The 24,178-nt window shown below is 48.5% G+C and carries 23 protein-coding genes; 22 read left to right on the plus strand and 1 reads right to left on the minus strand.

The features are described from left to right. Positions 1-66 precede the first annotated feature (66 nt). Positions 67-819 carry a hypothetical protein gene (locus tag ACI3EW_RS08100; protein ID WP_118532779.1) on the plus strand — a complete coding sequence of 251 codons (753 nt, stop codon included), beginning with the start codon at positions 67-69 and terminating at the stop codon, positions 817-819. Between the two features lie 397 nt (positions 820-1,216). Here the strand turns inward: ACI3EW_RS08100 and ACI3EW_RS08105 are convergent, their stop codons facing one another. Further along, positions 1,217-2,233 carry a LacI family DNA-binding transcriptional regulator gene (locus tag ACI3EW_RS08105; protein ID WP_118532777.1) on the minus strand — a complete coding sequence of 339 codons (1,017 nt, stop codon included), beginning with the start codon at positions 2,231-2,233 and terminating at the stop codon, positions 1,217-1,219. Positions 2,234-2,561: 328 nt separating this feature from the next. Between ACI3EW_RS08105 and ACI3EW_RS08110 the strand changes: the two genes are divergently transcribed. The 21 genes from ACI3EW_RS08110 to ACI3EW_RS08210 all read left to right on the plus strand — a co-directional run bounded on the left by ACI3EW_RS08110 (position 2,562) and on the right by ACI3EW_RS08210 (position 24,170). Next, positions 2,562-4,466 (plus strand): peptide ABC transporter substrate-binding protein, encoded by a 1,905-nt coding sequence (locus ACI3EW_RS08110; protein WP_207663840.1) that lies wholly within the window; start codon positions 2,562-2,564, stop codon positions 4,464-4,466. A 40-nt stretch (positions 4,467-4,506) separates the two neighbouring features. Continuing rightward, positions 4,507-6,408: a peptide ABC transporter substrate-binding protein gene (locus tag ACI3EW_RS08115; RefSeq protein ID WP_182426844.1), complete on the plus strand. Its 1,902-nt coding sequence runs from the start codon at positions 4,507-4,509 to the stop codon at positions 6,406-6,408. After that, complete coding sequence (locus tag ACI3EW_RS08120; protein WP_405579241.1) at positions 6,409-7,353, plus strand: ABC transporter permease; 945 nt, start codon at positions 6,409-6,411, stop codon at positions 7,351-7,353. After that, positions 7,353-8,333, plus strand: coding sequence for an ABC transporter permease (locus ACI3EW_RS08125; protein ID WP_118532771.1), 981 nt, complete (start codon positions 7,353-7,355; stop codon positions 8,331-8,333). The genes ACI3EW_RS08120 and ACI3EW_RS08125 overlap by 1 nt, the downstream gene beginning before the upstream one ends. A 13-nt stretch (positions 8,334-8,346) precedes the next feature. Further along, entirely contained in the window at positions 8,347-9,450 is a 1,104-nt protein-coding gene (locus ACI3EW_RS08130) for an ABC transporter ATP-binding protein (RefSeq protein ID WP_118532769.1), read from the plus strand. Then, a complete protein-coding gene (locus ACI3EW_RS08135; protein ID WP_118532767.1) occupies positions 9,422-10,357 on the plus strand; it encodes an ABC transporter ATP-binding protein in 936 nt (311 codons plus the stop codon). Before ACI3EW_RS08130 ends, ACI3EW_RS08135 begins: the two co-directional genes overlap by 29 nt. Then, positions 10,354-11,835 (plus strand): leucyl aminopeptidase family protein, encoded by a 1,482-nt coding sequence (locus ACI3EW_RS08140; RefSeq protein ID WP_118532765.1) that lies wholly within the window; start codon positions 10,354-10,356, stop codon positions 11,833-11,835. The genes ACI3EW_RS08135 and ACI3EW_RS08140 overlap by 4 nt, the downstream gene beginning before the upstream one ends. A gap of 133 nt (positions 11,836-11,968) precedes the next feature. After that, the gene (locus tag ACI3EW_RS08145) at positions 11,969-12,607 is read left to right on the plus strand and encodes a Crp/Fnr family transcriptional regulator (protein ID WP_118532763.1); all 639 of its coding nucleotides are present in this window, start codon (positions 11,969-11,971) and stop codon (positions 12,605-12,607) included. A gap of 279 nt (positions 12,608-12,886) precedes the next feature. Then, the gene (locus tag ACI3EW_RS08150) at positions 12,887-14,089 is read left to right on the plus strand and encodes an ABC transporter substrate-binding protein (RefSeq protein WP_118532759.1); all 1,203 of its coding nucleotides are present in this window, start codon (positions 12,887-12,889) and stop codon (positions 14,087-14,089) included. Next, entirely contained in the window at positions 14,086-15,114 is a 1,029-nt protein-coding gene (locus tag ACI3EW_RS08155; RefSeq protein ID WP_118532757.1) for a FecCD family ABC transporter permease, read from the plus strand. The genes ACI3EW_RS08150 and ACI3EW_RS08155 overlap by 4 nt, the downstream gene beginning before the upstream one ends. Continuing rightward, positions 15,111-15,911, plus strand: coding sequence for an ABC transporter ATP-binding protein (locus ACI3EW_RS08160; protein WP_118532755.1), 801 nt, complete (start codon positions 15,111-15,113; stop codon positions 15,909-15,911). The genes ACI3EW_RS08155 and ACI3EW_RS08160 overlap by 4 nt, the downstream gene beginning before the upstream one ends. Positions 15,912-15,945: 34 nt before the next feature. Then, positions 15,946-16,833, plus strand: a complete 888-nt coding sequence (locus tag ACI3EW_RS08165) for a Rossmann-like domain-containing protein (protein WP_118532753.1) — start codon at positions 15,946-15,948, stop codon at positions 16,831-16,833. A 32-nt stretch (positions 16,834-16,865) separates the two neighbouring features. Further along, a complete protein-coding gene (locus tag ACI3EW_RS08170) occupies positions 16,866-17,531 on the plus strand; it encodes a cupin domain-containing protein (RefSeq protein WP_243022350.1) in 666 nt (221 codons plus the stop codon). A 262-nt stretch (positions 17,532-17,793) separates the two neighbouring features. Further along, the gene (locus ACI3EW_RS08175; RefSeq protein WP_118298142.1) at positions 17,794-18,672 is read left to right on the plus strand and encodes a YicC/YloC family endoribonuclease; all 879 of its coding nucleotides are present in this window, start codon (positions 17,794-17,796) and stop codon (positions 18,670-18,672) included. An 85-nt stretch (positions 18,673-18,757) separates the two neighbouring features. After that, the gene (gene gmk, locus ACI3EW_RS08180; RefSeq protein ID WP_118298143.1) at positions 18,758-19,384 is read left to right on the plus strand and encodes a guanylate kinase; all 627 of its coding nucleotides are present in this window, start codon (positions 18,758-18,760) and stop codon (positions 19,382-19,384) included. A gap of 148 nt (positions 19,385-19,532) precedes the next feature. Beyond that, a complete protein-coding gene (gene rpoZ / locus ACI3EW_RS08185) occupies positions 19,533-19,850 on the plus strand; it encodes a DNA-directed RNA polymerase subunit omega (protein WP_118298144.1) in 318 nt (105 codons plus the stop codon). Between the two features lie 182 nt (positions 19,851-20,032). Further along, positions 20,033-21,370 carry a 30S ribosomal protein S12 methylthiotransferase RimO gene (rimO, locus tag ACI3EW_RS08190; protein ID WP_118532749.1) on the plus strand — a complete coding sequence of 446 codons (1,338 nt, stop codon included), beginning with the start codon at positions 20,033-20,035 and terminating at the stop codon, positions 21,368-21,370. Further along, on the plus strand, positions 21,354-21,896 hold the full coding sequence (pgsA, locus tag ACI3EW_RS08195; protein WP_015554586.1) for a CDP-diacylglycerol--glycerol-3-phosphate 3-phosphatidyltransferase: 543 nt from the start codon (positions 21,354-21,356) through the stop codon (positions 21,894-21,896). The genes rimO and pgsA overlap by 17 nt, the downstream gene beginning before the upstream one ends. Further along, positions 21,896-22,633 (plus strand): nicotinamide-nucleotide amidohydrolase family protein, encoded by a 738-nt coding sequence (locus ACI3EW_RS08200; protein ID WP_021904975.1) that lies wholly within the window; start codon positions 21,896-21,898, stop codon positions 22,631-22,633. The genes pgsA and ACI3EW_RS08200 overlap by 1 nt, the downstream gene beginning before the upstream one ends. Positions 22,634-22,686: 53 nt before the next feature. Continuing rightward, positions 22,687-23,007, plus strand: coding sequence for a hypothetical protein (locus ACI3EW_RS08205; RefSeq protein ID WP_118532747.1), 321 nt, complete (start codon positions 22,687-22,689; stop codon positions 23,005-23,007). Further along, a complete protein-coding gene (locus ACI3EW_RS08210; RefSeq protein WP_118532745.1) occupies positions 23,004-24,170 on the plus strand; it encodes a hypothetical protein in 1,167 nt (388 codons plus the stop codon). Before ACI3EW_RS08205 ends, ACI3EW_RS08210 begins: the two co-directional genes overlap by 4 nt. Positions 24,171-24,178: the final 8 nt, after the last annotated feature.

The raw sequence follows: 24,178 nt of genomic DNA on the forward strand, positions 1-24,178 counted from the left end.
GCGAAAACAGTTTCCCCAGACATGTTTTCGCAGCGTATACCCCCTTAGATAAAGGAGGTTTTGAGTATGTCTGAAATGTTAGTCGGTATTCTTGGTTTTGTATGTATCATTGCCATCGTCATTACCCTTTTTAAGAGCAAGACACTCCCCAGTATTGCTTTTATCACATTCCCGATGATCCTCGGTGTGATCCTCGTTCTTTCCGGATACTACACCTGGGACAACCTTGCAAAACTCATCAAGAGCGGCTTTTCCAGCACCGGCCCGACAGCGGCACTGTTCGTATTCAGCGTCCTGTACTTCGGGATCATGACAGATGCCGGAATGTTTGATGTCATCATCAACAATCATGCGGGTCCGGCACTGACCATGTGTTCGACTCTGATGGCGGCGGCTGTCCTCATGGGTGTCCTTGTAAAAGAGGTCGAAGGGACCACGAGCGTCATCACCTGCATGTCCGGACTGATCAGTACCTTCCTCCCGGCAGTCCTCGGCCGTCATCTGCCGCTCGTCATCGGTATCCTTTCCGTGCCGCTCGCACTCGCGTTCGACACCGACAGCTACTTCTACGGAATGCTTCCGGTCATGATCGGCATCGGAGAGGGCTTCGGGATCCCGGCGCTCCCGATCGCCGCAGCGATGGCAGTCTGCAGAAACTGCGCGACCTTCATCAGCCCGATGGTACCGGCAACACTCCTCGGAGTCGGCCTTGCGGATGTGGACATCAACCAGCACATCAAGAGCAACTTCTTGTGGGTATGGGGATTCTCCTTTATCTGCATGATCGCCGCGATCCTGTTTGGGATCATTCCGGTGTAGGAATATTTGTAAATTCGACAATTTCTTTTAAAATTCAGATAGAACCCCATAGGAAAAGTCCCGGAGATCAATGACTTGGTTTTCGGGACTTTTTCTGATGACAGATCCGGGCTATCCGCATAAAACAGGAAGAAGAGAAGAAGTGATGGAATATGAAAATTTTTACAGAAGGACAAAAAGCAAGAAATCATACGAGAATAAAAAGAACATCAGAAAATGATCTGAATAAATGAAAGTAAAAACTATAAAAACGCAATAATTATCAATAATTCAGATAAAATACGCACTTTTGCTTGACAGAAATGTAAATACGGCATATACTTTTGGTAAAGAAAAAGAAAACACGGAATATAATCCGTGCTTCTCTTTTATCTTGTGGTTATACGATTAACTTAAATCAGACCTTTGTTGTATCCCCGTGAATCAAGAGGCATTCAAAGTCTTTTCTCTCAAAAGGTTCGTCCTTGATCATGTGCATCAGAGTCTCAGCTGCATAATATCCCATATCATAAAGCGGGATATAGAGAGAAGAGATCTGAGGATACACATTTAACAGAAACGGAGACGACGCAAGGCAGATATGTTTGATGCGCTGAGGAATCTCAAAATTCTGCTCCAGGATACATCGCTGCATCAATAGTCCGAATCGCTGGTTTGATGTCAGGGCGATATCGAAAGTATTTTGAGCCAGATAGGAGGAGATTGGTTCCATAATCTCTGAATCAGGGCCGTTAGAGGTTGTGTCGCAGACGATTCGTTCAAAATCACAGGATGGATAAATGGTCCGGACTGCATGAATGATCAGGTCATATTTATTGTGAGGCTGGCGGCCGTTGATGGACCTCGTAAAATACCGGATGCGCTGAAAATTCTGCTCCCTGCAGAAACGGACACAGTCCTCAATGACATGCTCAAACGCCTTCCCCCCGGCAAGTCCGGAACCGGAGACACCGTTTTCACTGATGACGACATAGGGGATTTTATTTGCTTCCAGAGAGTCCGTATAGATTGTCTGTTTGTCAAAGACGATCAGGATCACTCCGGATATGATCCCGGAATAGTAATAGCGGACGATCTCCTCGTTTGCAGGATCCCGATGATCGCTTAACAGCGTGAGCGTATAACCGACACTGTCCAGATACTTTTTGATCCCATTCAGCGTATTGCCGAAACCGGAGTTTCCATAGTTGTTTCCGGGAAGAAGTCCGATGGAAAAACAATTTTTCTGACGGATATTCCTGGCAGAGGCATTCGGAAAATAGTTGAGACGTCTGGCAGTTTCCAAAATTTCCTGACGTTTTTCTTCACTAATCCGTTTCCCCGCAGTGTTATTGATCACATAGGAAACGGTTGCCTGAGAAACATGACAGGCGTTTGCGATATCTTTCGCAGTAACTTGTTGATTCTTTTTCATGATGAAATCCCTGTAGAGGCGGATACACCGCCTGTTTAATTTACGCGAACAACGAGCCAAAGTCCGCGCTTGCGCGAGGCCCTGGCGGCTGCCGCGATAACAAGGGGAAACTCGCGAAGCGTGTTTTCGCTTGTTAATTTAAGAAACGATCCGAAGTTTGACCCCTGATCATAAAAGCGACAACTAACTTTATCATAAATTTCTTTTTTTATCAATGGTTAAACGTATAAACGACTAACCGAAAGTACGAAAACGTTATGGGGCAGACTGATCGCCGGTCTGAAGATATAAAAGCCAAAAACAAGTAAGTCGAAAAAGGAGAGAGCGTATGAAAAAACAAATGACACGAATGGCAGCATTAGTAATGACAGCCTGTCTGTTTACCGGTTGCGCGGGGCAGTCCGGTCAGCCTGCCGGAGACGGCGGATCCGGTACCAATGGGACCTCACAGGCGCAGGAGAGCGAACAGCCGATCGAAAGGAAAGAATATACGGTTGTGTATGCTGCCGAACTCGCCCATATCAACTACCTGAAATCATCGCTGAGTACCTGTACGAGATTCACAGAGAACTACGTGGATGCCCTGGTGGATTTCGACAAATATGGAGTTACGATTCCGTGTCTGGCGGAGAGCTGGGAGGTATCCGACGATGGGCTGACCTACACGTTCCATTTACGAGATGGAGTAAACTGGTATACAAGCGATAAAAAGGTTTATGCACCGGTTACGGCACAGGATTTTGTGGATGCGGCAAAATGGCTCTTAACAAAGGACAATGCGTCTACAACGGCCAATATCTTTTATAATGTCATCGCAAATGCAGAAGATTATTTTAACGGAGATATCACGGATTTTGATCAGGTCGGCATTCATGCCATTGACGAGCATACACTGGAATATACACTTGTGAAACCGACTCCATATTTCCTGAAGATGACCGCGTACAGCTGCTTCCTCCCGGCGAACGGCAAGTTCTTAGAAGAGTGCGGGGAGTCCTTCGGAACAGGTGCCGAGACGGTTTTAAGCTGCGGCGCATACATCCTCACAACATTTGAGCCGGAGAACCGCAGAGTCCTTGAGATGAACGAGGATTACTGGGATAAGGATGAGATTTACATTTCCAGGATCAACTACAACTACAATAAAGAGGCAAAGACTCTGGCACCGGAACTTTTCTTAAGAGGCGAGGTATCTGAGGCTGATATCCCGGCAGAGATCTTAGATGAGTGGATCAACGATGATACCAGAAAGAACATGCTGATCGAAAAACCATCCAGCACAAGCAGCAACTTCCTGGGATTCAACTTTGAACCGCTTTACGAGGAGGAGTATGATCCGGATAACTGGAGCAAGGCAGTCAACAACGAAAACTTCCGTAAGTCCATCTACTACGCAGTGGACCGTGAAGCGGCGGTGATGACAAGCTATCCGTATGGATACGAAGAACAGATGTTAAATACCATCACGACAAAGAATTTCGTAAATGTGGACGGGGTTGATTACACGGAACTTGAACCGTTAAAGGAGATCACGAACACGGATCAGTTCCAGGAAGATAAGGCTCTTGAATATAAGGAAAAGGCGCTTGAAGAACTCCAGGGAACCGTGACATTCCCGGTAACAATTGTCATGCCGTACAATACAAGCACACTTGCATTGACAAACCGGGTTCAAGTCGAAAAACAGCAGCTGGAAAATCTTCTTGGAAGTGATTATATCAGTATTGAGCTGGTTCCGTACCCGCCGACCAACTACCTGAAGGAATCCAGAAGCTCCGGCAAATTCTCTCTCATGGAAATGGGCTGGGGACCGGACTATGCAGATCCGGCAGGATATACAGAGGTTATGACGAGCGATACTTCGATCGGGACAAAGTACAGCAGACCGTATCTGGCAGAAGATTTAAAGGATGCCGACGGAAACAGCATTTATGAGAACATGATCAAAGAAGCAAAAGCTGAGACAACTGATATCGGAAAACGTTATGAACTCTTTGCTGAGGCAGAGGCATATCTGATCGAACATGCTCTGGTAATCCCGCTTTACGCATCCGGCGGAGGATACCGCGCAACTTACCTGGATCCGTTCTCCGCACACTGCACACAGTTCGGCAGAAACCTTGATAAGTACAAAGGGGCAAAGGTTCTTGATCAGCCGATGAGCCAGGAAGAATATAAAGCGGCAGAGGCCCAGTATCAGGAAGAGAGGATCGCAGCTTTAAAAAATCAGTAAAACCTGAATACGCAGAATGCAAAGAACGGAGGAATGGTGTATGAAGAAAACAATGTTGAGAATCGTCAGTACGGCATGTGCCATCTCTCTGCTCATGGAGCTTGCAGGGTGTCAGAAATCTGACACTCCGTCCCAGGGCAGTGGATCCCAGGGAACTCAGGAAGCTCAGGAAGAGAAGAAAGAAAAGACTCTAACGGAGTATTCCACCGTGTATACGTCTGAAATTGATTCCGTGAATTACTTAAAAAGCACAAACAGCGACGGCATCGCTTTGTTCTACAGCATTATGGACGGACTGATCGAATTTGATCGGTTCGGAGAGATGATCCCATGCATTGCAGCGGACTGGACGGTTTCTAATGATGAACTGACTTACACGTTCCATCTCCGTGATGATGTAAAATGGTATGACTGGAAAGGAAATGCAGTCGGAACCGTAAAGGCGCAGAACTTTGTGGACGGCATCAAATGGATTTTGAATCCGGATCATGCGTCCAGCAACAGTAAAACGGTTTATGATGTCATCAAAAACGCGAAAGAGTTCTACGAAGGAGATATTACTGATTTTTCCCAGGTCGGAGTCAAGGCAATCGACGATACAACGGTGGAGTATACCTTATATCAGCCGACTCCGTACTTTATCAAAGAACTCTCCTTCCCGTGTTTCTTCCCGGTTGACGGAGACTTCCTTGAAGAACAGGGGGAAATGTTCGGTCTTGACAAAGAGTCGATCCTGTATTGCGGCGCTTACCTCCTGACCAGTTATGAACCGCAGAGCGAGCGTGTCCTTGAGGCAAACCCGGATTATTGGAATTACGATGTGATTTCCATCGGCCGCCTCAACTATAAATATAATTCCGAGGCAAACTCCATCGGTGCAGAGTTATTCACCCGCGGAGAGATCAATGATTTCCTGCTTCCGGGCAGCATTCTCGATGAGTGGATGGAAGATCCGGAAAAGAAAGAGATGATTCGTCCGAACAACCTGACAAACATGTCTTACTTTATCGGCTTCAACTTTGATCCGAATTACGATGAAACTTATAAGCCGGAAGACTGGAAAATCGCAGTCAATAATGAGAACTTCAGACAATCGATTTTCCATGGATTCGATCGTGAAGCCGCAATCCTGACGGTTGAGCCGTATAATCCAAAAGAGAAACTGTTAAATACCTTTACAAGAAGAAATCTTGTTCAGGCAGACGGTGTGGATTATACCATGATGGGCGGACTGGCTGCCTACACAGAGGGAGATTCTTTTGATCCCGACAAGGCGCTCGAATATAAGGAAAAGGCCATGGCGGAGTTAGAGGGACAGGTGACATTTCCGATTCAGATCCTTGTTCCGTTCAGCACCGCAAAAGTTGATACCGCAAACCGTATGCAGGTTATGGAGCAGCAGCTCGAGAAACTTCTCGGAACGGATTATATTAATATCGTTCTGGAATCTCATCCGTCTACAGGCTTCACAAAACAGGTTCGTACACCGGGTGCTTATTCCATGATGGAGATGGGCTGGGGACCGGACTTTGCGGATCCGCTCGGAATGATGAATCCGGTACATACAGGTTCTCTGGATGGCAAGTATATGCGTGTCAGCATGGCGAAAGATCTTCAGGATGAAAATGGCAGCAGTCTCTTTGAAGCGGCTTTAGATAAGGCGAATGCGGAGACAAAAGATTTGAAAAAGAGATATGAGCTGTTTGCAGATGCAGAATGCATGCTTCTCGATAAAGCAATCCTGATCCCGTTCTATACATCAGGCGGCGGATACCGTGCTTCCTACCTGGATCCATTCTCCGGCTATACCAGCCAGATGGGACGAAATGCGGCGATCAAGTTAAAAGGAGCTGTGATCATGGATAAACCGATGGGAATGTCGGAGTATGAGGCAGCAGAAGAGCAGTATGAAAAAGACAGAGCGGAAAGGATGAAGAAGTAGATGGCAAAATACATCTGTAAACGAATTCTTCAGTCCCTCGTGACGTTGGTTGTTGTAGCAACTGTAGTATTCTTACTCCTCCGGCTTATGCCGGAGGAAGGATACTTCGCTGAGGGATATGATAAAATGGACGAAGTACAGATCGAAGCGGCCCTGACTGAGATGGGACTTCGGGATCCACTGCCGGTACAGCTGAAAAATTTCTTTGTCGGGCTTATGCATGGGGATCTTGGCAAATCGATCGTTTTCCGTCCGAAGGTCCCGATCACAAAGATCATTGGACCGAAAGTTCCGTATTCCGTATATTTTGGACTTGCATCCATTGTGATTTCTCTCGTTGTCGGAATTCCTCTCGGAATGATGATGGCAAGGTTTAAGGGCAGTTTTTTTGATCATCTCGGGACAGGATATGTAGTGCTCATCAAGGCAGTTCCTGCTGCCGTTTATTATCTCTTCCTTCAGCTTTATGTATCGGGAGCGTTTCATGTACCGATGCTGTTTGATGAGAGAAAACCGGTGAGCTGGATCCTGCCGGCGATCTGTATGTCCCTGGGCGGCACAGCGACTTATGCAATGTGGATCCGCCGCTACATGGTCGACGAACTGAATAAAGATTATATCAAGCTTGCAAGAGCCAAAGGACTAAAAAATTCTCTTGTGATGTCCAGACATGTCATCCGGAATGCCTTTGTCCCGATGGCGCAGCAGCTTCCGACACAGATGCTGATGACAATCTCCGGATCCATCTATGTAGAATCTCTGTTCTCGATTCCGGGAATGGGCGGTCTTCTGGTTTCCGCGATCCAGAGACAGGATAATACCCTAGTACAGGCGCTTGTTCTGATCTATTCCTGCGTCGGAATTATGGGATTGTTCTTGGGAGATCTTCTGATGGCCCTTTGTGATCCGAGAATCAAGCTTGGAAAGAAAGGCGGTGGAAGATAATGGGAGCAAAGAAAAAAATCGATGCGCTGGAACAGGAAGTGGGAAAGATCACCCAGGACATGTTCGAATTTGCAGAATATGATGCAGAAGCAGCAGAAAGAACCGGTTACTCCAATTACTCATACTGGGCTTCCACCTGGAGAGTATTTACGAAAAACAGGGTGGCGATGTTTTTCCTCGTGCTTCTGATCGGACTGATGACATTTACCTTCATCCAGCCGTACCTCCCGTCCCAGAAGGACCCGATCGAAGTTTATATCAACCAGGAGACAGGAAAGCAGGACAGAAATCAGGCGCCTGGCAGTGAATACTGGTTCGGTACCAATTCCATCGGACAGGATTTGTGGGCGAGAATCTGGAGCGGGACAAGAACCTCTCTCTTTATTGGCCTTGCAGTCGGTTTATGGGATGCATTTATGGGGATTCTGATCGGTTCTCTCTGGGGATATGTAAGAAAGCTGGATCCGCTCATAACGGAAGTGTATAACGTCGTACATAACATTCCCAGTTCGATCATTCTGATCCTGGCATCTTATCTGTTAAAGCCGAGTGTCAGCACAATCATTCTTGCAATGTGTCTTACCGGATGGCTTCCGACGGCGCGATTCATCCGCAACCAGATCGTTATTATCCGTGACCGGGAATTTAATCTTGCTTCCCGATGTCTTGGAACTCCGACCGGCCGCGTGATCACAAAGAACCTCCTTCCGCAGGTGGTATCTGTCATTATGATGCGTGTTGCATTAGCGATTCCGTTAGCGATCGGACAGGAAGTATTCCTTACCTATATCGGTCTCGGACTTCCGTTAAGTGTTCCATCCCTTGGAAACCTGATCAATGAAGGCCGTATCGTTATGATGAGCCCGTCCCTGCGCTATCAGCTGATCTTCCCATCGATCATCCTTTCCATGATCACGATCTCCTTCTATGTAATGGGAAATTCCTTTGCTGACGCGGCTGATCCGCGAAATCACGTCTAGGGAGGGAAAGGATATGTTTGATTACAAAAACGCCGAAAAGATCCTGGACGCCCAGGATGTAAGAGTTAAATTCAACCTGAGGGGAAAGACACTGACTGCGATCCGCGGCATTTCCATGGAACTCTACAAAGGAGAAAGCCTTGCGATCGTAGGAGAGTCCGGATCCGGTAAATCCGTATTTACAAAGACTTTTATGGGTCTTCTTGATCAGAATGGCTGGATCGATTCCGGCTCCATTCTGTATTCCGGCGGGACATTCCGCAATCACCCGGCAGACCTGGCCGGATATAAGACAGAAAAAGAATGGCTCGGAATCCGCGGAAAAGAGATCGCTATGGTTTTTCAGGATCCGATGACAAGCTTAAATCCGTTAAAGACGGTTGGAAAGCAGATCCAGGAAACGGTAGAACTTCACCAGGGGTTGAGAGGAAACGCTGCGAAAGAAAAGACCATCGAAATTTTAAAGGATGTCGGAATTACAATGCCGGAGAGACGATACAAACAGTATCCGCATGAATTTTCCGGCGGTATGCGCCAGAGAGTTGTCATCGCAATCGCGGTGGCGTGCAATCCGGAAGTCCTGATCTGCGATGAGCCGACAACGGCATTGGATGTAACGATCCAGGCACAGATTTTAAAACTTCTCCACGAGCTGCAGGAAAAGTACAGCCTGACTATCATCTATATTACCCATGATCTGGGTGTTGTTGCGAATGTTGCGGACCGGATCGCAGTGATGTATGCGGGAGATATCGTAGAAGTCGGCTTATGTGAAGAGATTTTCTACAATGCAAAACACCCGTATACCTGGGCGCTGCTGTCATCCCTGCCGCAGCTCGGCATTAAAGGTCAGCCGTTATATTCCATCAAGGGCACGCCGCCGAACCTCTTCAATGAGATCAAGGGAGATGCGTTTGCCCCGAGAAATCCGCATGCGTTAAAGATCGATTTTGAGATCCGGCCGCCGTATTTCGAGGTCAGTCCGACTCACAAGGCAAAAACATGGCTGCTCGACCCGAGAGCACCGAAGATCGATCCGCCGCCGCTTGTAAGGCGCATGTTCGAAAAATGGAAAGGAGGCGAGGTCCTTGAGCAGAAAGAAGCTTCTGGAAGTTAAAAATCTGGACGTAGTATTCGGCTCCGGCAAAAAGGAATTTAAAGCCATCGACAATGTCAGCTTTGACATTTATGAAGGTGAGACGTTAGGCCTTGTCGGTGAATCCGGCTCCGGAAAGACTACGATTGGCCGCGCGATTATCCGTATCAATGAGGCTGCCGGCGGAGAGATTTTGTACGACGGAGAACGAATCAGCGGAAAGATCAGTGAGGAGATGGACCGGAAAGTCATCGAAAACATTCAGATGATTTTCCAGGATCCGATGGCTTCTCTAAATGAGCGTGCGAAAGTTGATTATATTGTTTCGGAAGGTCTTTATAATCTGCATAAATTTAAAGATGAAACAGAGCGAAAGAAGATCGTCGCGGAAGCACTTTTGGAGGTAGGACTGCTTCCCGAATTTGCGAGCCGTTTCCCTCATGAGTTCTCAGGAGGACAGCGCCAGAGGATCGGGATCGCGAGAGCTTTAGTCATGGAACCGAAACTGATCATTGCGGACGAACCGATCTCTGCTCTGGATGTCTCTATCCGCGCACAGGTGTTAAACCTTTTAATGGACCTTCAGCAGAAAAAGGGCTTCACGTATCTTTTTATCGCTCATGATCTGTCGATCGTGCGGTTTATTTCTGATCGTGTAGCCGTCATCCACAAAGGAAAAATCGTAGAGCTCGCGGAAACCGAAAAACTTTACAGTCATCCGCTTCATCCGTATACGAAAGCACTGTTGTCTGCAATCCCGCAGCCCGACCCGATCACAGAGAGGACGCGCACGGTGGAAGTGTACGATCCGTCCTGTCATCATTACGAGACGGATAAGCCGGAATGGGTGGAGATGGAGACAGGGCATTATGTTCTCGCAAACAAAGAGGAACAGGAAAAATACAGAGAAAGGCTGGGTAAATCATGAAGGTATCGATAACAAAAGAAATTCAGGGTAAATATGACGCGCTGATCATTCCGTTTATGAGGGACACAGCACTCAAAACCTCTCTTTCCGGCCTTGATCCGGTCGCTTCGGATGCAATCCGGAGTGCTCTGCAGAATGAAAAATTAAAGGCTGTTTACGGAAGCCAGTATTCCATGAACCTGTTTGTCGGGGAAAAATTTTTAAAGATCGTACTTGTATATCTTGGCGGTGAGTCGAACACAAACCGGGAAAGCTTTCTTGCCATGGCAAAGGCGTTCAAGAGCTGTAAGGAATCAAAAACTCCGGTGATCGGCGTCCTTTTTGACAATGTCCCTGAACTGGGGGACCGCCCGGATCTGGCAGAAAAATTTGCGGAGCTTCCGCACCTTGTGGCATATGAGTTTCATGCATATAAGACAGCACCGATCTCCAATTGTATGGAGGAGACCGTGATCGTCTCAAAGATTGACGGGATGGAGGAGATCGCAGATGAGGCGGCATGTGTTGCGGAGAGCACAATGTTCGCGAGAGATCTGGTCAATCATCCGTCCATGTATATGACGCCGCAGAAGCTGGTTGAGACAGTAACGGGGCGGTTTGCAAAGGAAGGACTTCCGATCGAAGTGGAGGCTTTTGGCGAAGATCAGGCAAAAGAACTCGGAATGGGGGCGTTTCTTTCCGTAGCAAAAGGTGCTGCCGCAAAACCCCAGGTCCTCGTCATGCGCTATCACGGCGGCGGAGAAGAGAAACCGATCGGTCTGATCGGGAAAGGCGTCATGTTTGACAGCGGCGGATACAGCTTAAAATCCAAGATGGCTACGATGCATGATGACATGGGAGGTGCTGCCGCAGTTATTGGTGCAATCCGCGCCATTGCGGTCCGGAAACTCCCGGTGAATATCGTAGCAATCGTTGCAGCCTGCGAAAACATGGTATCCGGTGAAGCGTATGTTCCGGGAGATATCCTGTTTTCCATGAACGGAAAAACGATCGAGATGCTGAATGCGGACGCCGAAGGCCGTTTGACTTTGGTGGATGCGATCACTTACGCGATCCGAAAGGAAAATGCGGGAACGCTCATTGATATTGCAACTTTGACAGGCGCTGCGAAGGGCGCAGTCGGTGGAAGAAGTGCCGCAGTTATTGCAAATGATGATGCATTGTTTGAGAAAGTCAGACAGGCGTCGGTAAGTTCCTGCGAGAAAGTGTGGAGACTTCCGGCAGACAGGGAACTCTTTGACATTCTGCGTTCTGAAGTGGCAGATTTAAAGAGCAGTTGTCCGGGAAATACCATGGGAGGAGGAACGATCGTTGCAGCGCTTTTCATCCAGGAATTCACGGAGAACCACTCGTGGTGTCATATTGATATGGCTCCGGTCAATTGGCTTGCGGATGGAAATGCGTATTGCGTCCATGGAGGTTCCGGATATGGTGTAAGCCTGTTGTACGAAACCGTCAAGATCGCGTCACAAAAGTAATAAATAAGATCCATAAAAAAACGAACCGTCCTGTATTTGCCGGAATTTGGCAATTCAGGGCGGTTTGTTGACATTATGAATCATTTATGATAAGTTAGCTTAAACTAACATATAAAATTAAGGGGATTGCAAAATGTTGGAATATTATGAAATTCTAAAAAAATCCTACCTGTTTTCGGGAGTTGATAGGAGTGCTCTGGAGCACATATTACGATGTATGGAAGCTCACGTCTGCAGCTATGGAAAAGGAGAGATCATTTATCACTATGGGGAAAGAATCTCGTGGGGAGGGATTGTTCTGGATGGAAAAGTGGCCCTGGTGGCACCGGGAAAAGACGGGGAGGAGTCCCATATCCGGCTCGTTGGACCGTCGGAGTCTTTCGGCTGTTCCAATTCCTGCCTGGCAGAACAACCGGCGCTTATGATGGTTATGGCAAAAAAGAAAACGAAGCTCCTGTTTGTAAATCTTTCAAAACTTTTTCGCAGAGAAGCGTTGGGCTGTGCTTATGCGGGACTGGTTACCGTAAACCTTTTAAAACAGACTGCAGCAGAAAACTTGACCCAGAGTCGCAGAATCCATATCATGAGCCAGAAATCGATCCGCGACAAACTAAAGCTTATGCTGGCACAGTTTTCCACAGATGGAAAAAGTGCCGTGCTTTCGATGAATCGGCAGGAACTTGCGGATTATCTGGGGGGTAGAGCGCAGCGCACTGTCCCGCGAGATGGCGCGCATGAAAAAAGAGGGACTGATCGATTACCGGAAAAATGAGATCACGATCCTTTATCAAACAGCATAAAAAGTCCGCAGGAATGTGTGCAGATCCGATCATCGGTGCAGACATCCTGCGGACTTTTTATATTTCGGGGACGTTTGACAGGCATTTCCTGATATACCGTCGTGCGAAACGTAGGGAAGCAGCGGGCGGGAATGCAGCTGGGAATATATTCTTAAAAAAGATAGATTCCGTTGCAGATGCAACTGATTTTTGAAGCAAGTTAGTCTATACTACCCGAAGGTTAGATATAGCTAACCAAATCAAGAGGAGTTATGATGAGACATAATAAATGGACAAGTGCAGCAGTGATCCTTGCTGCATCCCTGGCAATTTCCGCATGCGGAAGCAACGCAGGAGCAAAAGAGACAACGGCAGCAGAAAACGTACAGACTCAGGCTGCAGAGACAGAGAGCAGTGCGGCAGCCGGCACGGAAGCAGCAGACACGGAACAGGCGGACGCAGAAGGGACCCATGAGGTGGTCGACCACGCAGGCAATCATGTTCAGGTCCCAAATGAGATCCAGATCCACCGCGTCGTAATCGACCAGATTCCGATCCTTTCCACGTACATGGCATATTTTGAAGGTTCCGCGCCGAATATCGTCGGCTACTGCGGATCATTCAAGGACACAATCTCCGAGACGGTACTGAAAAACATCGCCCCGGAACTTATGGAGTCATCCGAGACCGTGTATGCGCAGTCGGACTTGAATATTGAGGAGATCATGAGGCTTCAGCCGGATGTAATCCTCTACAATGCAAACAACAAAGAACACGCGAAAGTCCTGGAATCAAGCGGGATCCCGGCGGTCGCTTTCGCAACAGTAGGTTCCGACAGTCCGGCTGATCCGCTGGAGCGCTACAAACAGTGGCTTTCCCTTTTGGAAGACGTGTTCGGGGAAGACGGAAAGATGGATGCCTTTTTTGAAAAAGGGGATGCGATCGTTGCTGATGTGGAAGGACGGATCGCCAAAATCCCGGAGGATGAGCGGCCGACAGCCATGATCTTATATAAAGTCAACGACGGCGTTCCGCAGGTAGCCGGAAAAGGAATTTTCGGTGATTACTGGCTCCAGCATCTCGGCGTCAAAAACGTGGCAGAAGAGGCGCAGGGATTCGCGCAGGTAAGCTTTGAGCAGATCTATGACTGGAATCCGGAAGTCATGTTCGTGAACGGACCTGGACTCTTCAAGGTCACAGAGACGGATATTCTTGAAAATAAGATCGAAGGTGTGGATCTCTCGACGATCCAGGCTGTGAAAGACGGACGCGTCTATGACACGACACTCGGTATGTGGAACTGGTTTACACCGAATCCGGATGCCCCGCTTGTCCTCGCATGGCTGGCATGCAACACCTACCCGGAGCAGTTTGTAGATTATCCGCTCGAGGACACGATCCGCGATTACTACAAAGAGTGCTACGGATACGAGGTGACCGATGAGGAACTGGAGGAAATGATTCACTTACGATGAAAAATACGATCTGGATTCGAAACAATCATTTTACCCCGCTTGCGATGATCATGATGATCGTTCTTCCGCTTGCGACAGCGCTCATCTGCCTCTGCATCGGAAGAATGAATCTCTCGGTTGGTGATGTCGCGGATACACTGATCCGGGTGTTTCTTCGCGGAGACAGGAGCAGCCAGAATTATTCCATTGTTGTAAACCTGAGACTTCCGAGGATCCTGATGGCGGTGATCGTCGTCGCGGGTCTTACCTGTGCCGGCGACACGTTCCAGTCCCTGTTTTCCAATCCACTTGCGACTCCTGACATCTTAGGAGTCACAAGCGGGACCTGCGTGGGTGCGATCCTGGCGATCTTACTGTCGAAAGGAATTCTAGAGACACAGATCATTGCCCTGATCTTCGGTCTTGTCTCTGTCTGGGTGACGATCCGCCTCGCAGGCAATAAGGACGGACAATCGATCGTATTTCTGGTCCTGTCCGGTGTGATCATTTCTTCACTTTTCAACGCGATCGGCTCTCTTTTAAAGTACACCGCAGATCCGTCGGATAAGCTGCCGGAGATCACCTACTGGCTCATGGGAAGCTTCACGAGCGCTTCCTATCAGAAGATCATGATTGGCTCCCCGCTGATCTTTGCCGGGATCATTATGATCTATCTGCTCCGCTGGAAGTTAAACATCCTTTCGCTGAGCGAAGATGAGGCGAGAGCCAGCGGGATCGACCTGAAAAAGACCAGACTTGCATTTATCCTGGCTGCTACCGTGATCACGGCCTCCAGCGTGTCCATGTGCGGACAGGTTGGCTGGATCGGGCTTTTGATCCCGCACTGCGCAAGAATGCTCACGGGAAGCAACAACCGGTTTGTGATCCCAGTAAGCATCAGCCTCGGCGCCAGCTTCATGATCGTGATCGATACCTTATCACGGAGTATCAGTGTTATCGAACTGCCGCTTTTTGTTCTGACAGCCATCATCGGTGCACCGGTGTTCATCTCATTATTAAAGAAGAACAGGGGGACTCTCAAATGATCCTGGAAGTGAAAAACGGCTGTTTTGGATATCCGAAGCAGCCGGATCTCTTAAAAAATGCGAACCTCAGTCTGGAAGAGGGACGGATCCTTGCGATCCTCGGACCGAATGGTGTCGGAAAGACAACCATGTTGAAGTGCATGACCGGGCTTTTATCCTGGCGAAGCGGGGACAGCTTTTTATACGGGAAAAATGTCCGGGAACTCTCCTCAAAAGAGATCTGGTCCTCCCTATCCTATATTCCGCAGACCCACAGCTTTGTCTTTTCGTTTACCGGTCTTGAGATGGTAATGTTAGGGCGCAGCGCCCATCTGGGAACCTTTGAACAGCCGGGAAAGAAAGAGCTGGAGATGGCGGAGGAGATGATGGAGCGCATCGGCATTACGAGACTTGCGAAAAAAGACTGCAACCGGATGAGCGGCGGGGAACTGCAGATGGTCCTGATCGCAAGAGCGCTGATCAATGAGCCGAAGCTCATCATTCTCGATGAGCCGGAGACCGGACTTGATTTCCACAACCAGATCCTGGTTCTGGATCTGATCGGACGGCTGGCGCATGAAGAGGGGATCTGTGCGGTCATGAACACGCATTATCCGACAAATGTACTCTCGATCTCGGACGACGCTTTCATGCTGAACCGGGAGGGCAGCTATATTTACGGAAACACGGAAGAGGTATTGACAGAGCAGAATATTTCCAGATCCTTTGACGTGAATGTGGTCGTCAATCAGGCTCGATTCGGAGACCGGATCGTAAAGAGCATTATTCCGGTGTCGATTACCGGGCAGAGCGCATAAAAAGGCAGAATTTCGGAATAGAAGGAGACGAAATATGGAAGACTTAAGAGAGGTATTAAAACGCAACCGGGCATTGTATGAAAAATATCATGAAAAAATGCCGTATCTCTCGGAATTTGTCATGGGTTATCGCTGGCTCATGGCAGCAGATCAGGATGAGCGGATTTCCCTGGCCCTGCGGGTCGGCGAGGAGAAACCGGCAAGAGAGCAGGCAGCAATCTTAAAGAAATTTCTGGATCGTCCGGCCGATGAAGTTCTGGAAGAGATCATTGATGAGAATGATCCGGAAAAGAGAACCATAGCGGTAGCCCTGTCAAATCTGATGAGCAAGCCGTTTAATACAACGAAACGGCTTGTGGACCGCGGGATTCTCCGCACAGAAGGGCAGAAATTTCCTTACGATGTCGCAGGAAAGAAGGTCGGGATCATCGGATACGGCCTTTACAATAACTTTTTTCTCGGAAAATGCGCCGAATTTCACGCATTTGATTTCCGGAAGGAAAAGGATCTCCTGAGCATCCGGGTCGGAAAAGAGGAGACATTCTATCCGCAGAACATTCACTGGCATCTCGGGGAGAATGCCCTGGAACACATTGATGTGCTGGAAACACTGGATATTGTCATTATGACCGGCTGTACCATCGTGAACGACACGTACCGCGGGATTTTGAATGCATGCAGAAACGCTGAGATCCGCGGGATCTACGGACCAAGTTCCGAACTCAGCCCGGATTATCTGTTTGATCTCGGGTACAACTATATTTTCAGCGCTTCCGTCAGAAATAAAGAGGAGTATCTGAATGCAACTTTCGACGCGCTGCCGAAGGGAAATGACCTGAGTTATATGGATATCTATGAGCTTACAAAACGGCTGCCGGAGGCAGCTGGCGGTCGACAGGAGAATTTCTGCGCGCAGCCATGAAACTGCTGAATCATATGACAGGAGGTCAGGATTTGAAACCGTGTGTATTTGTGATCGCGAATGAACATATTCCGAAAGAGGCAATGACGGTGTCCACCACCGCTCACATGGGGAAGGCGGATCCCGTTCACTATTTTACGCTTGGTCCCGCCACAACGATCAGTGCGGAGACATACGACTGCCCGATCCTTTATATCGGAGCAGGCGGATCCGGGGAATTTCTCCTCGGAGAGCAGGAGAAACATGTCACAGTCCGGAAAAACGAGATCCTTTATGTGGCGCCCGGGACACTCTGCGGCTCCGCCGGAGGGGAGAACGGATTCGTGTATACAGAAATCTTATTAAATGGAGAAAAGGAGATTTCAATGAACAATTTACTGAAAGCAGCGGAGGTGTTCCGCTTAAAAGACATGATCGATTATGAGAAGGACAGCATTGCAAACATCGACCTGGTCGCGGAGAAAAATCTGAAATTCATGATCCTTTCCTTTGACGAAGGCTGCGCTCTTTCCGAACACCGCGCACCCGGAGATGCCCTCTTATTTGCACTGGAAGGCAAAGCAGTTATCGGATATGAGGGAAAACAGTATCCGATTCAGGAAGGAGAGAATTTCCGTTTTGAGAAGAACGGGCTTCACAGCGTGGCGGCAGACGGAAGATTCAAGATGGCACTGCTGCTGGTGAAGGATGCGGAATAAAGGAAAGAAAACTGTATGGAGACATACCGTGTAAAGAAAGGGGCCTGGGATTTAAAACAGAATTCCGGGTCCCTTTTACATTCATGCAGTCCTGCATTTTGTGATAGCAAACGCTTACTTTTCATGAAGGATCCAATCCGTTATATCTGGTCTGCAGTAGGAATAAACGCATATAACAGAATATTTGCACAGAAATCTGGTTGACTGTAATTTTTATTTGCCGTATAATAATGGTTATCTATGGGAAAGCGAGGCATGTCTGATGATTAAGAGCATGACCGGATTCGGCCGCCACGAGTTAGTGACGGACGAGTGTAAGATTTCAGTAGAGATAAAGGCGGTAAACCACCGGTATCTTGATCTGGGAATTAAGATGCCGAAGAAATTCAATTACTTCGAAGCATCCATGCGTACCCTCTTAAAGGATTATATCCAGAGAGGAAAAGTAGATATATTTGTGACATACGAGGATTATACCGACGCAAAGGTATTCCTCAAATATAACAAGTCTCTTGCACAGGAATATATGGACAGCTTTAAAAAGATGGCTGATGACTTTGATATCGACAATGATGTGAAAGTGTCCATGCTGGCAAGATGCCCGGAAGTCCTCACGATGGAGGAAGTTCCGGAAGATGAAGACCATATGTGGGAGCTCCTGAAAGATGCGCTCTCAAGAGCCTGTGAGGGATTCGTGGAGTCCAGGATCCGCGAGGGCGAGAATTTAAAGAACGATCTCGTAGGAAAGCTCGAATATATGCTGACACTTGTCGACTTTATCGAGGAGCGCTCCCCGAAGGTGATCGCGGAGTACCGCCAGAAGCTGGAAGACAAGGTAAAAGAACTTCTCGCGACTGCATCCGTGGACGAGTCCCGGATCGCAACGGAAGTTACGATCTTTGCAGATAAGATCTGTGTGGATGAGGAGACCGTCCGCTTAAGAAGCCACATTGAGGGAATGAAGAAGGAACTTTTAGCCGGCGGAAGTGTCGGAAGAAAGCTCGACTTTATCGCCCAGGAGATGAACCGTGAGGCAAACACGATCCTCTCAAAATCAACGGATCTCGAGATCTCCGACCGCGCGATCCTCTTAAAGACAGAGGTCGAGAAGGTAAGAGAGCAGATCCAGAACATCGAATAAAGATTGTGTTAGTACGGAATGCGGAGCAATCCGCGGTCCGCGAAACCAGCAGAATACATGATTGAGTAATCAGGAGGCATTTGTAATGCAGACAAAAGGAGTCCTCGTTGTAGTTTCCGGATTTTCCGGAGCAGGAAAAGGAACCGTGATGAAGGCGCTCTTGAATAAATATGATAATTACGCGCTTTCTGTATCGGCGACCACGAGAAATCCGAGACCGGGGGAGGAAAATGGAAGAGAGTACTTTTTCCTGACCGAATCCCAGTTCGAGGATATGATCAAAAATGACGAGCTGATCGAACATGCACGTTATGTAGATCATTATTATGGAACACCGAAAAAATATGTGGAAGAAAAGATGGCTGCAGGAAAAGACGTGATCCTTGAGATCGAGATCCAGGGAGCACTCAATATCAAGAAGAAATTCCCAGACGCGCTTCTCGTATTTATCGTACCGCCGACTGCGGAGGACCTGAAAAAACGTCTTACCGGCCGCGGAACTGAGAGCGCGGAAGTGATCGAAAAACGTCTCCGCCGTGCCGCGGAGGAGTCCGACGGAATGGATTCCTATGACTATATCGTAGTCAATGACGATATTGATACCTGCGTGGAAGATCTCCACAGCCTGATCCGCTCCAGCCACTTTAAAGAGTCCGCGAATACGGATCTTGTGGCGAGAATGAAGCAGGAGCTGCACGATATGACAAAATAAAGAATGTATCCGTAAAAATGCTACATGCAAAACCGGATACTTCAGATATTTAAAATTTATAACAAAAAACAGCAAAACTTCTCGCATCTTTACAGATGGAGAGGAAAGCTGCAACCAGGAAACTCATGATCTGAAAGGGGTATATTTTATGTTACATCCGTCTTATACAGACTTAATCGAAGCCGTAAACAGCGACGTTGAGCCGGGCGAGCAGCCGGTCGTTCAGAGCCGTTATTCCATCGTCATCGCAGCATCCAAGCGTGCGAGACAGCTGATCGCTGGTGACAAACCGCTCGTAGCAGGCGCTGCCGGAAAGAAACCGCTGTCCACCGCTGTCCAGGAGCTTTATGAGCAGAAAGTAAAGATCCTCACAGAGGACGAGGAGCCGGAGATCGAGACTGATTTCGAGGTGAAGGAGAGAACTCCGGAAGAGATCAAAAAAGAAGAAGAGTACGCGGAAGAATAAAAGCGATCCGCCCGGCCGTGTGATGCCAAGCCACGGACGGACGAACCGGAGAAATATGTTGGAAAGGGGAGGAAAACGGCTGAATCTGGCTTTAGTTTCCTCTTTTTTTCGCTGGCGGTTCCAAAAATGCCGGATACAGCTGCGGACCGCGAAGTTATACAGAGAAAGGAAAAACAAACAGAATGAATTTACTTTTCATATCACTGGGCTGTGATAAGAACCTTGTCGATACGGAAAAAATGCTGGGAATCCTCGGGAAAGAGGGCTATTCCTTCGTGGATGATGAAAATGAGGCAGATATCGTCGTTGTCAATACCTGCTGCTTTATCGGCGATGCAAAAGAAGAGAGCATCAACACGATCCTTCAGATGGCGGAGTTAAAGAAAACAGGCCGCTTAAAGGCGCTGATCGTAACCGGATGTCTCGCACAGCGCTACAAGCAGGAGATCATTGATGAGATCCCGGAGGTAGATGCGATCCTTGGAACGACTTCCTATGAGGCAGTCGGGGAGGCGATCAAAGAAGTCATGCACGGAGAAACACCGGAGGTCTTCGAGAGCATCGATGCGCCGGTGAGCAAGACTACAGACCGTCTTGTGACGACAGGCGGACATTATGCGTTCTTAAAGATCGCGGAGGGCTGTGACAAGCGCTGCACGTACTGCATCATTCCGTATCTTCGCGGAAAATACCGCAGCGTTCCGATGGAGCAGCTTGTGAAGGAAGCGGAGGAGCTTGCAGAAAAAGGCGTGAAGGAGCTGATCCTGGTAGCCCAGGAGACAACTCTTTACGGAAAAGACCTCTACGGCGAGAAGAAGCTTCCGGAGCTCTTAAGACGTCTGGCAGCTGTATCCGGTATCCAGTGGATCCGCCTCCAGTACTGCTACCCGGAGGAGATCACCGATGAGCTGATCGAGACGATCAAAACTGAAGAAAAAGTCTGTAACTATCTGGACATCCCGATCCAGCACGCAAGCGATGCCGTGTTAAAACGGATGGGCAGAAGAACCAACAACAAAGAGATCCGCGGACTGATTGCGAAACTCAGAAAAGAGATTCCGGACATCGCGCTCCGCACCACTCTGATCTCCGGATTTCCGGGTGAGACGGAGGAAGACCACGAGATCCTGATGCAGTTTGTCGATGATATGGAATTTGACCGTCTCGGCGTATTCGCATATTCCCCGGAGGAAGATACCCCGGCATTCAGCTTTGAAAATCAGGTTCCGGAGGAGGTAAAACAGGATCGCCGCGATGAGATCATGGAACTCCAGCAGGAGATCGCTTTTGAGAAGTCTGAGGCAATGAAGGGACGCACCCTTGAAGTCATGATCGAGGGCAAGGTTGCTGATGAGAACGCCTACGTCGGACGTACCTACATGGACAGCCCGAACGTGGATGGACTTATCTTTGTAAACACCGGACTTTCCCTGATGTCCGGAGATTTCCTTAAGGTACGCGTCACAGGCGCGTCCGAATATGATCTGATTGGGGAGGCAGAGAATGAATTTACCGAATAAACTGACAATATTACGAGTGATCATGATCCCGTTTTTCGTAGCTGCGCTTCTTTATGACGGCGGCGCAAACCAGAACATGCGTTATGTGGCGGCGGCGCTCTTTATCATCGCGAGCCTGACCGATATGCTGGACGGAAAGATCGCGAGAAAGTATAATCTGGTAACAAATTTTGGAAAATTTATGGATCCGTTGGCGGATAAACTGCTTGTCTGCTCCGCACTGATCTGTATGATCGAGCTTCGTGAGCTTCCGGCCTGGATGGTCATCATCATTATCAGCCGTGAGTTCATTATCAGCGGCTTCCGTCTGGTGGCATCCGACAACGGTGTTGTCATCGCGGCGAGCTACTGGGGAAAATTTAAGACCACATTCCAGATGATCGGTGTGGTTCTTCTGATCTTTAATATTCCGGCGTTGTCAACTTTGACGACGATCATTGTCTGGATCGCTCTTGCATTGACAGTAATTTCACTTGTTGACTACATTGTGAAGAACGCCGGCGTTCTTACGGAAGGAAAAATGTGATGATTCGAACAGAACAGGGTTATGCCCAGATATTTAAAATTTACGGAAAAAGCGAGACGGAAGTAAAGGAAAAGCTTCAGGACCTCTTAAAGTGCGGCGGCGCTGTCGTGATCTACACGAGACGCCGCGGAAAAGATGTCCATGTTCTCGCGGAGACACAGGCGGAGGATGAGGAGTCCGCCAAGGCGGCGTTAAAACCTGTTGCCAAGGAGATAAAAAAGGCACTGGGCGACATGTATTATTCCACGAAAGAGAATGAGACGATGGAAGAGACCGTTGTGCGCCTCCTCACAAAGTACGGACTCACGGTGACAACGGCGGAGTCCTGCACCGGCGGCATGGTGGCTGCAAAGATCATCAATGTGCCAGGTGCATCTGACGTATTTGATCAGGGTTATATCACATATTCGAACAAATCAAAGAGAAAGATCCTCGATGTCAGCAAGGCAACTTTAAAAAAATACGGGGCAGTCAGTGAGCAGACCGCAAGGGAGATGGCACTCGGCGGTGTTCTCGCGGCTGATGCGGATGCCTGCGTTGCTGTAACGGGGCTTGCTGGTCCGGACGGTGGAACAGAGGAGAAGCCGGTGGGACTCGTATACGTTTCCTGCTGCATGAAGGACGAAGTGATTGTGGAGGAATGCCACTTCAACGGTACAAGACAGGAGATCCGGGAACATGCCGCGGTCACGGCGCTGGACCTTTTGAGAAGAATGATCATCAGATCTAGACAGTAGACCGGGTCCAGGCGTGACCTGGTCATAAATATTAAGGGATGAGCAGGTGAATCATGCGCTGGTATGAAAAACTGTATGTCGGGGAACAAGCGAAAAAGCACAGATACGAAACGATCCAGGCGGTCCGAAATGGAAGACCAATGGGCTTTTATGTCCTGACTCCGGCGGCTGGGGAGCGGAACCTTTTAGATATCTATCCGGCGCTGACATTAAAGCTTCCTTACTATGAAAAGCAGGATCTTCTGATCGTAGGGATCGCTGCGGATTTTGAGGATGCGGCGGCGCTTGCGGGGCGGATCATCTGTGAGGTCTACAAAAAGACCGGCGGGTATGATGTGAACTCCTTTCTTTTCGGAAAGGGGTGCTGCGAGTGATCCATATTTTGCTGATGATCTTAAAGGTCATCGGAGTCATCCTGTTAGTGATCCTTGGACTGATCCTCGCTGCGGTATTGCTGATCCTGTTCGTCCCGGTGCGATACCGGGCGGATGTCTCCTTCGAAGGAAAACCGGACGGGGAGGCGGCAGTGAGCTGGCTTCTACATCTCGTGCGGATCCGGGTGAGTTATCACGAACACGCGGATGTATCCGGGCGGGTGCTGTGGTTTAAGCTGTTTGATGTGAGATTGTGGCCGCCGGAGGATGAGGAAGAACAAAAAACAAAATCAGAAACGGAGCCGGTTTTTGCGGAATTTGAAAAAACACCGGTACTGTCAGAAAATGATTCTGAAATCAGAAACACAGAGGTATCTGTTTTAACTGAAAACGAGCAGCAGGAAATACCTTTGGAAACAGTTGCGGAGACATCGAAAGCGGAAGAGAAAAAAACTGCCGGGGATGACAGGACGGCTGTCCCTGCGGAAGATGATGAACTTGTTGTCCATGCAACGGAGCTTATTTCAGAATCGAATGAATCTTCTTCTCCCAGCGTACTGCCGGCGGATGCTTTAAAAAACTCCTCAAAGGAAAATTTTAAGGAACCCGTTGTGAAAGAGGAGCGCGTGGAGGAGGTTAAGAACTGTTTCGGTGCGAAGATCAAAGAAAAATTGGCTCGACTTATAAAAAAAGCCAGAACTCTTTGGAATAGAATCCGGGAACTGCCCGGAAAGATCCGAAAGCTGGCTGACGGGATATCAAAGAAGAAAATTTCTCTGGAAAAGACCTGGAACAGCATCTCGATGTTCTGGCACGACGGGCAGAACCAGAAGGCGTTTCGCCTTGTCTGGAAGCGCGCAAAAAAACTTGTCCGCTACGTTCTTCCGAAAAAGGTGCAGGGACGGATTCACTTCGGTTTCGATGATCCCTACGATACGGGGCAGGTTCTTACGGTGGTCAGTCCGTTTTATGGCTTATACGCGAGAACACTGACTCTGGAGCCGGATTTCACCGGAACGGCGCTTGACGGAGAACTTCATTTTAAGGGGCGGATCGCCCTGTGGTATCCGCTCTGGACGGCAGCAAGACTGTTTATCAGTAAAGATTTCAGAAGATTACTTCGTTTCTTGAGGAAAAGAGATTCTGGGACGAAAAAAGCATAGATTTAGGA

It is taken from the genome of Pilosibacter rotomagensis, assembly GCF_045062245.2.
GTDB lineage: Bacteria > Bacillota > Clostridia > Lachnospirales > Lachnospiraceae > Pilosibacter.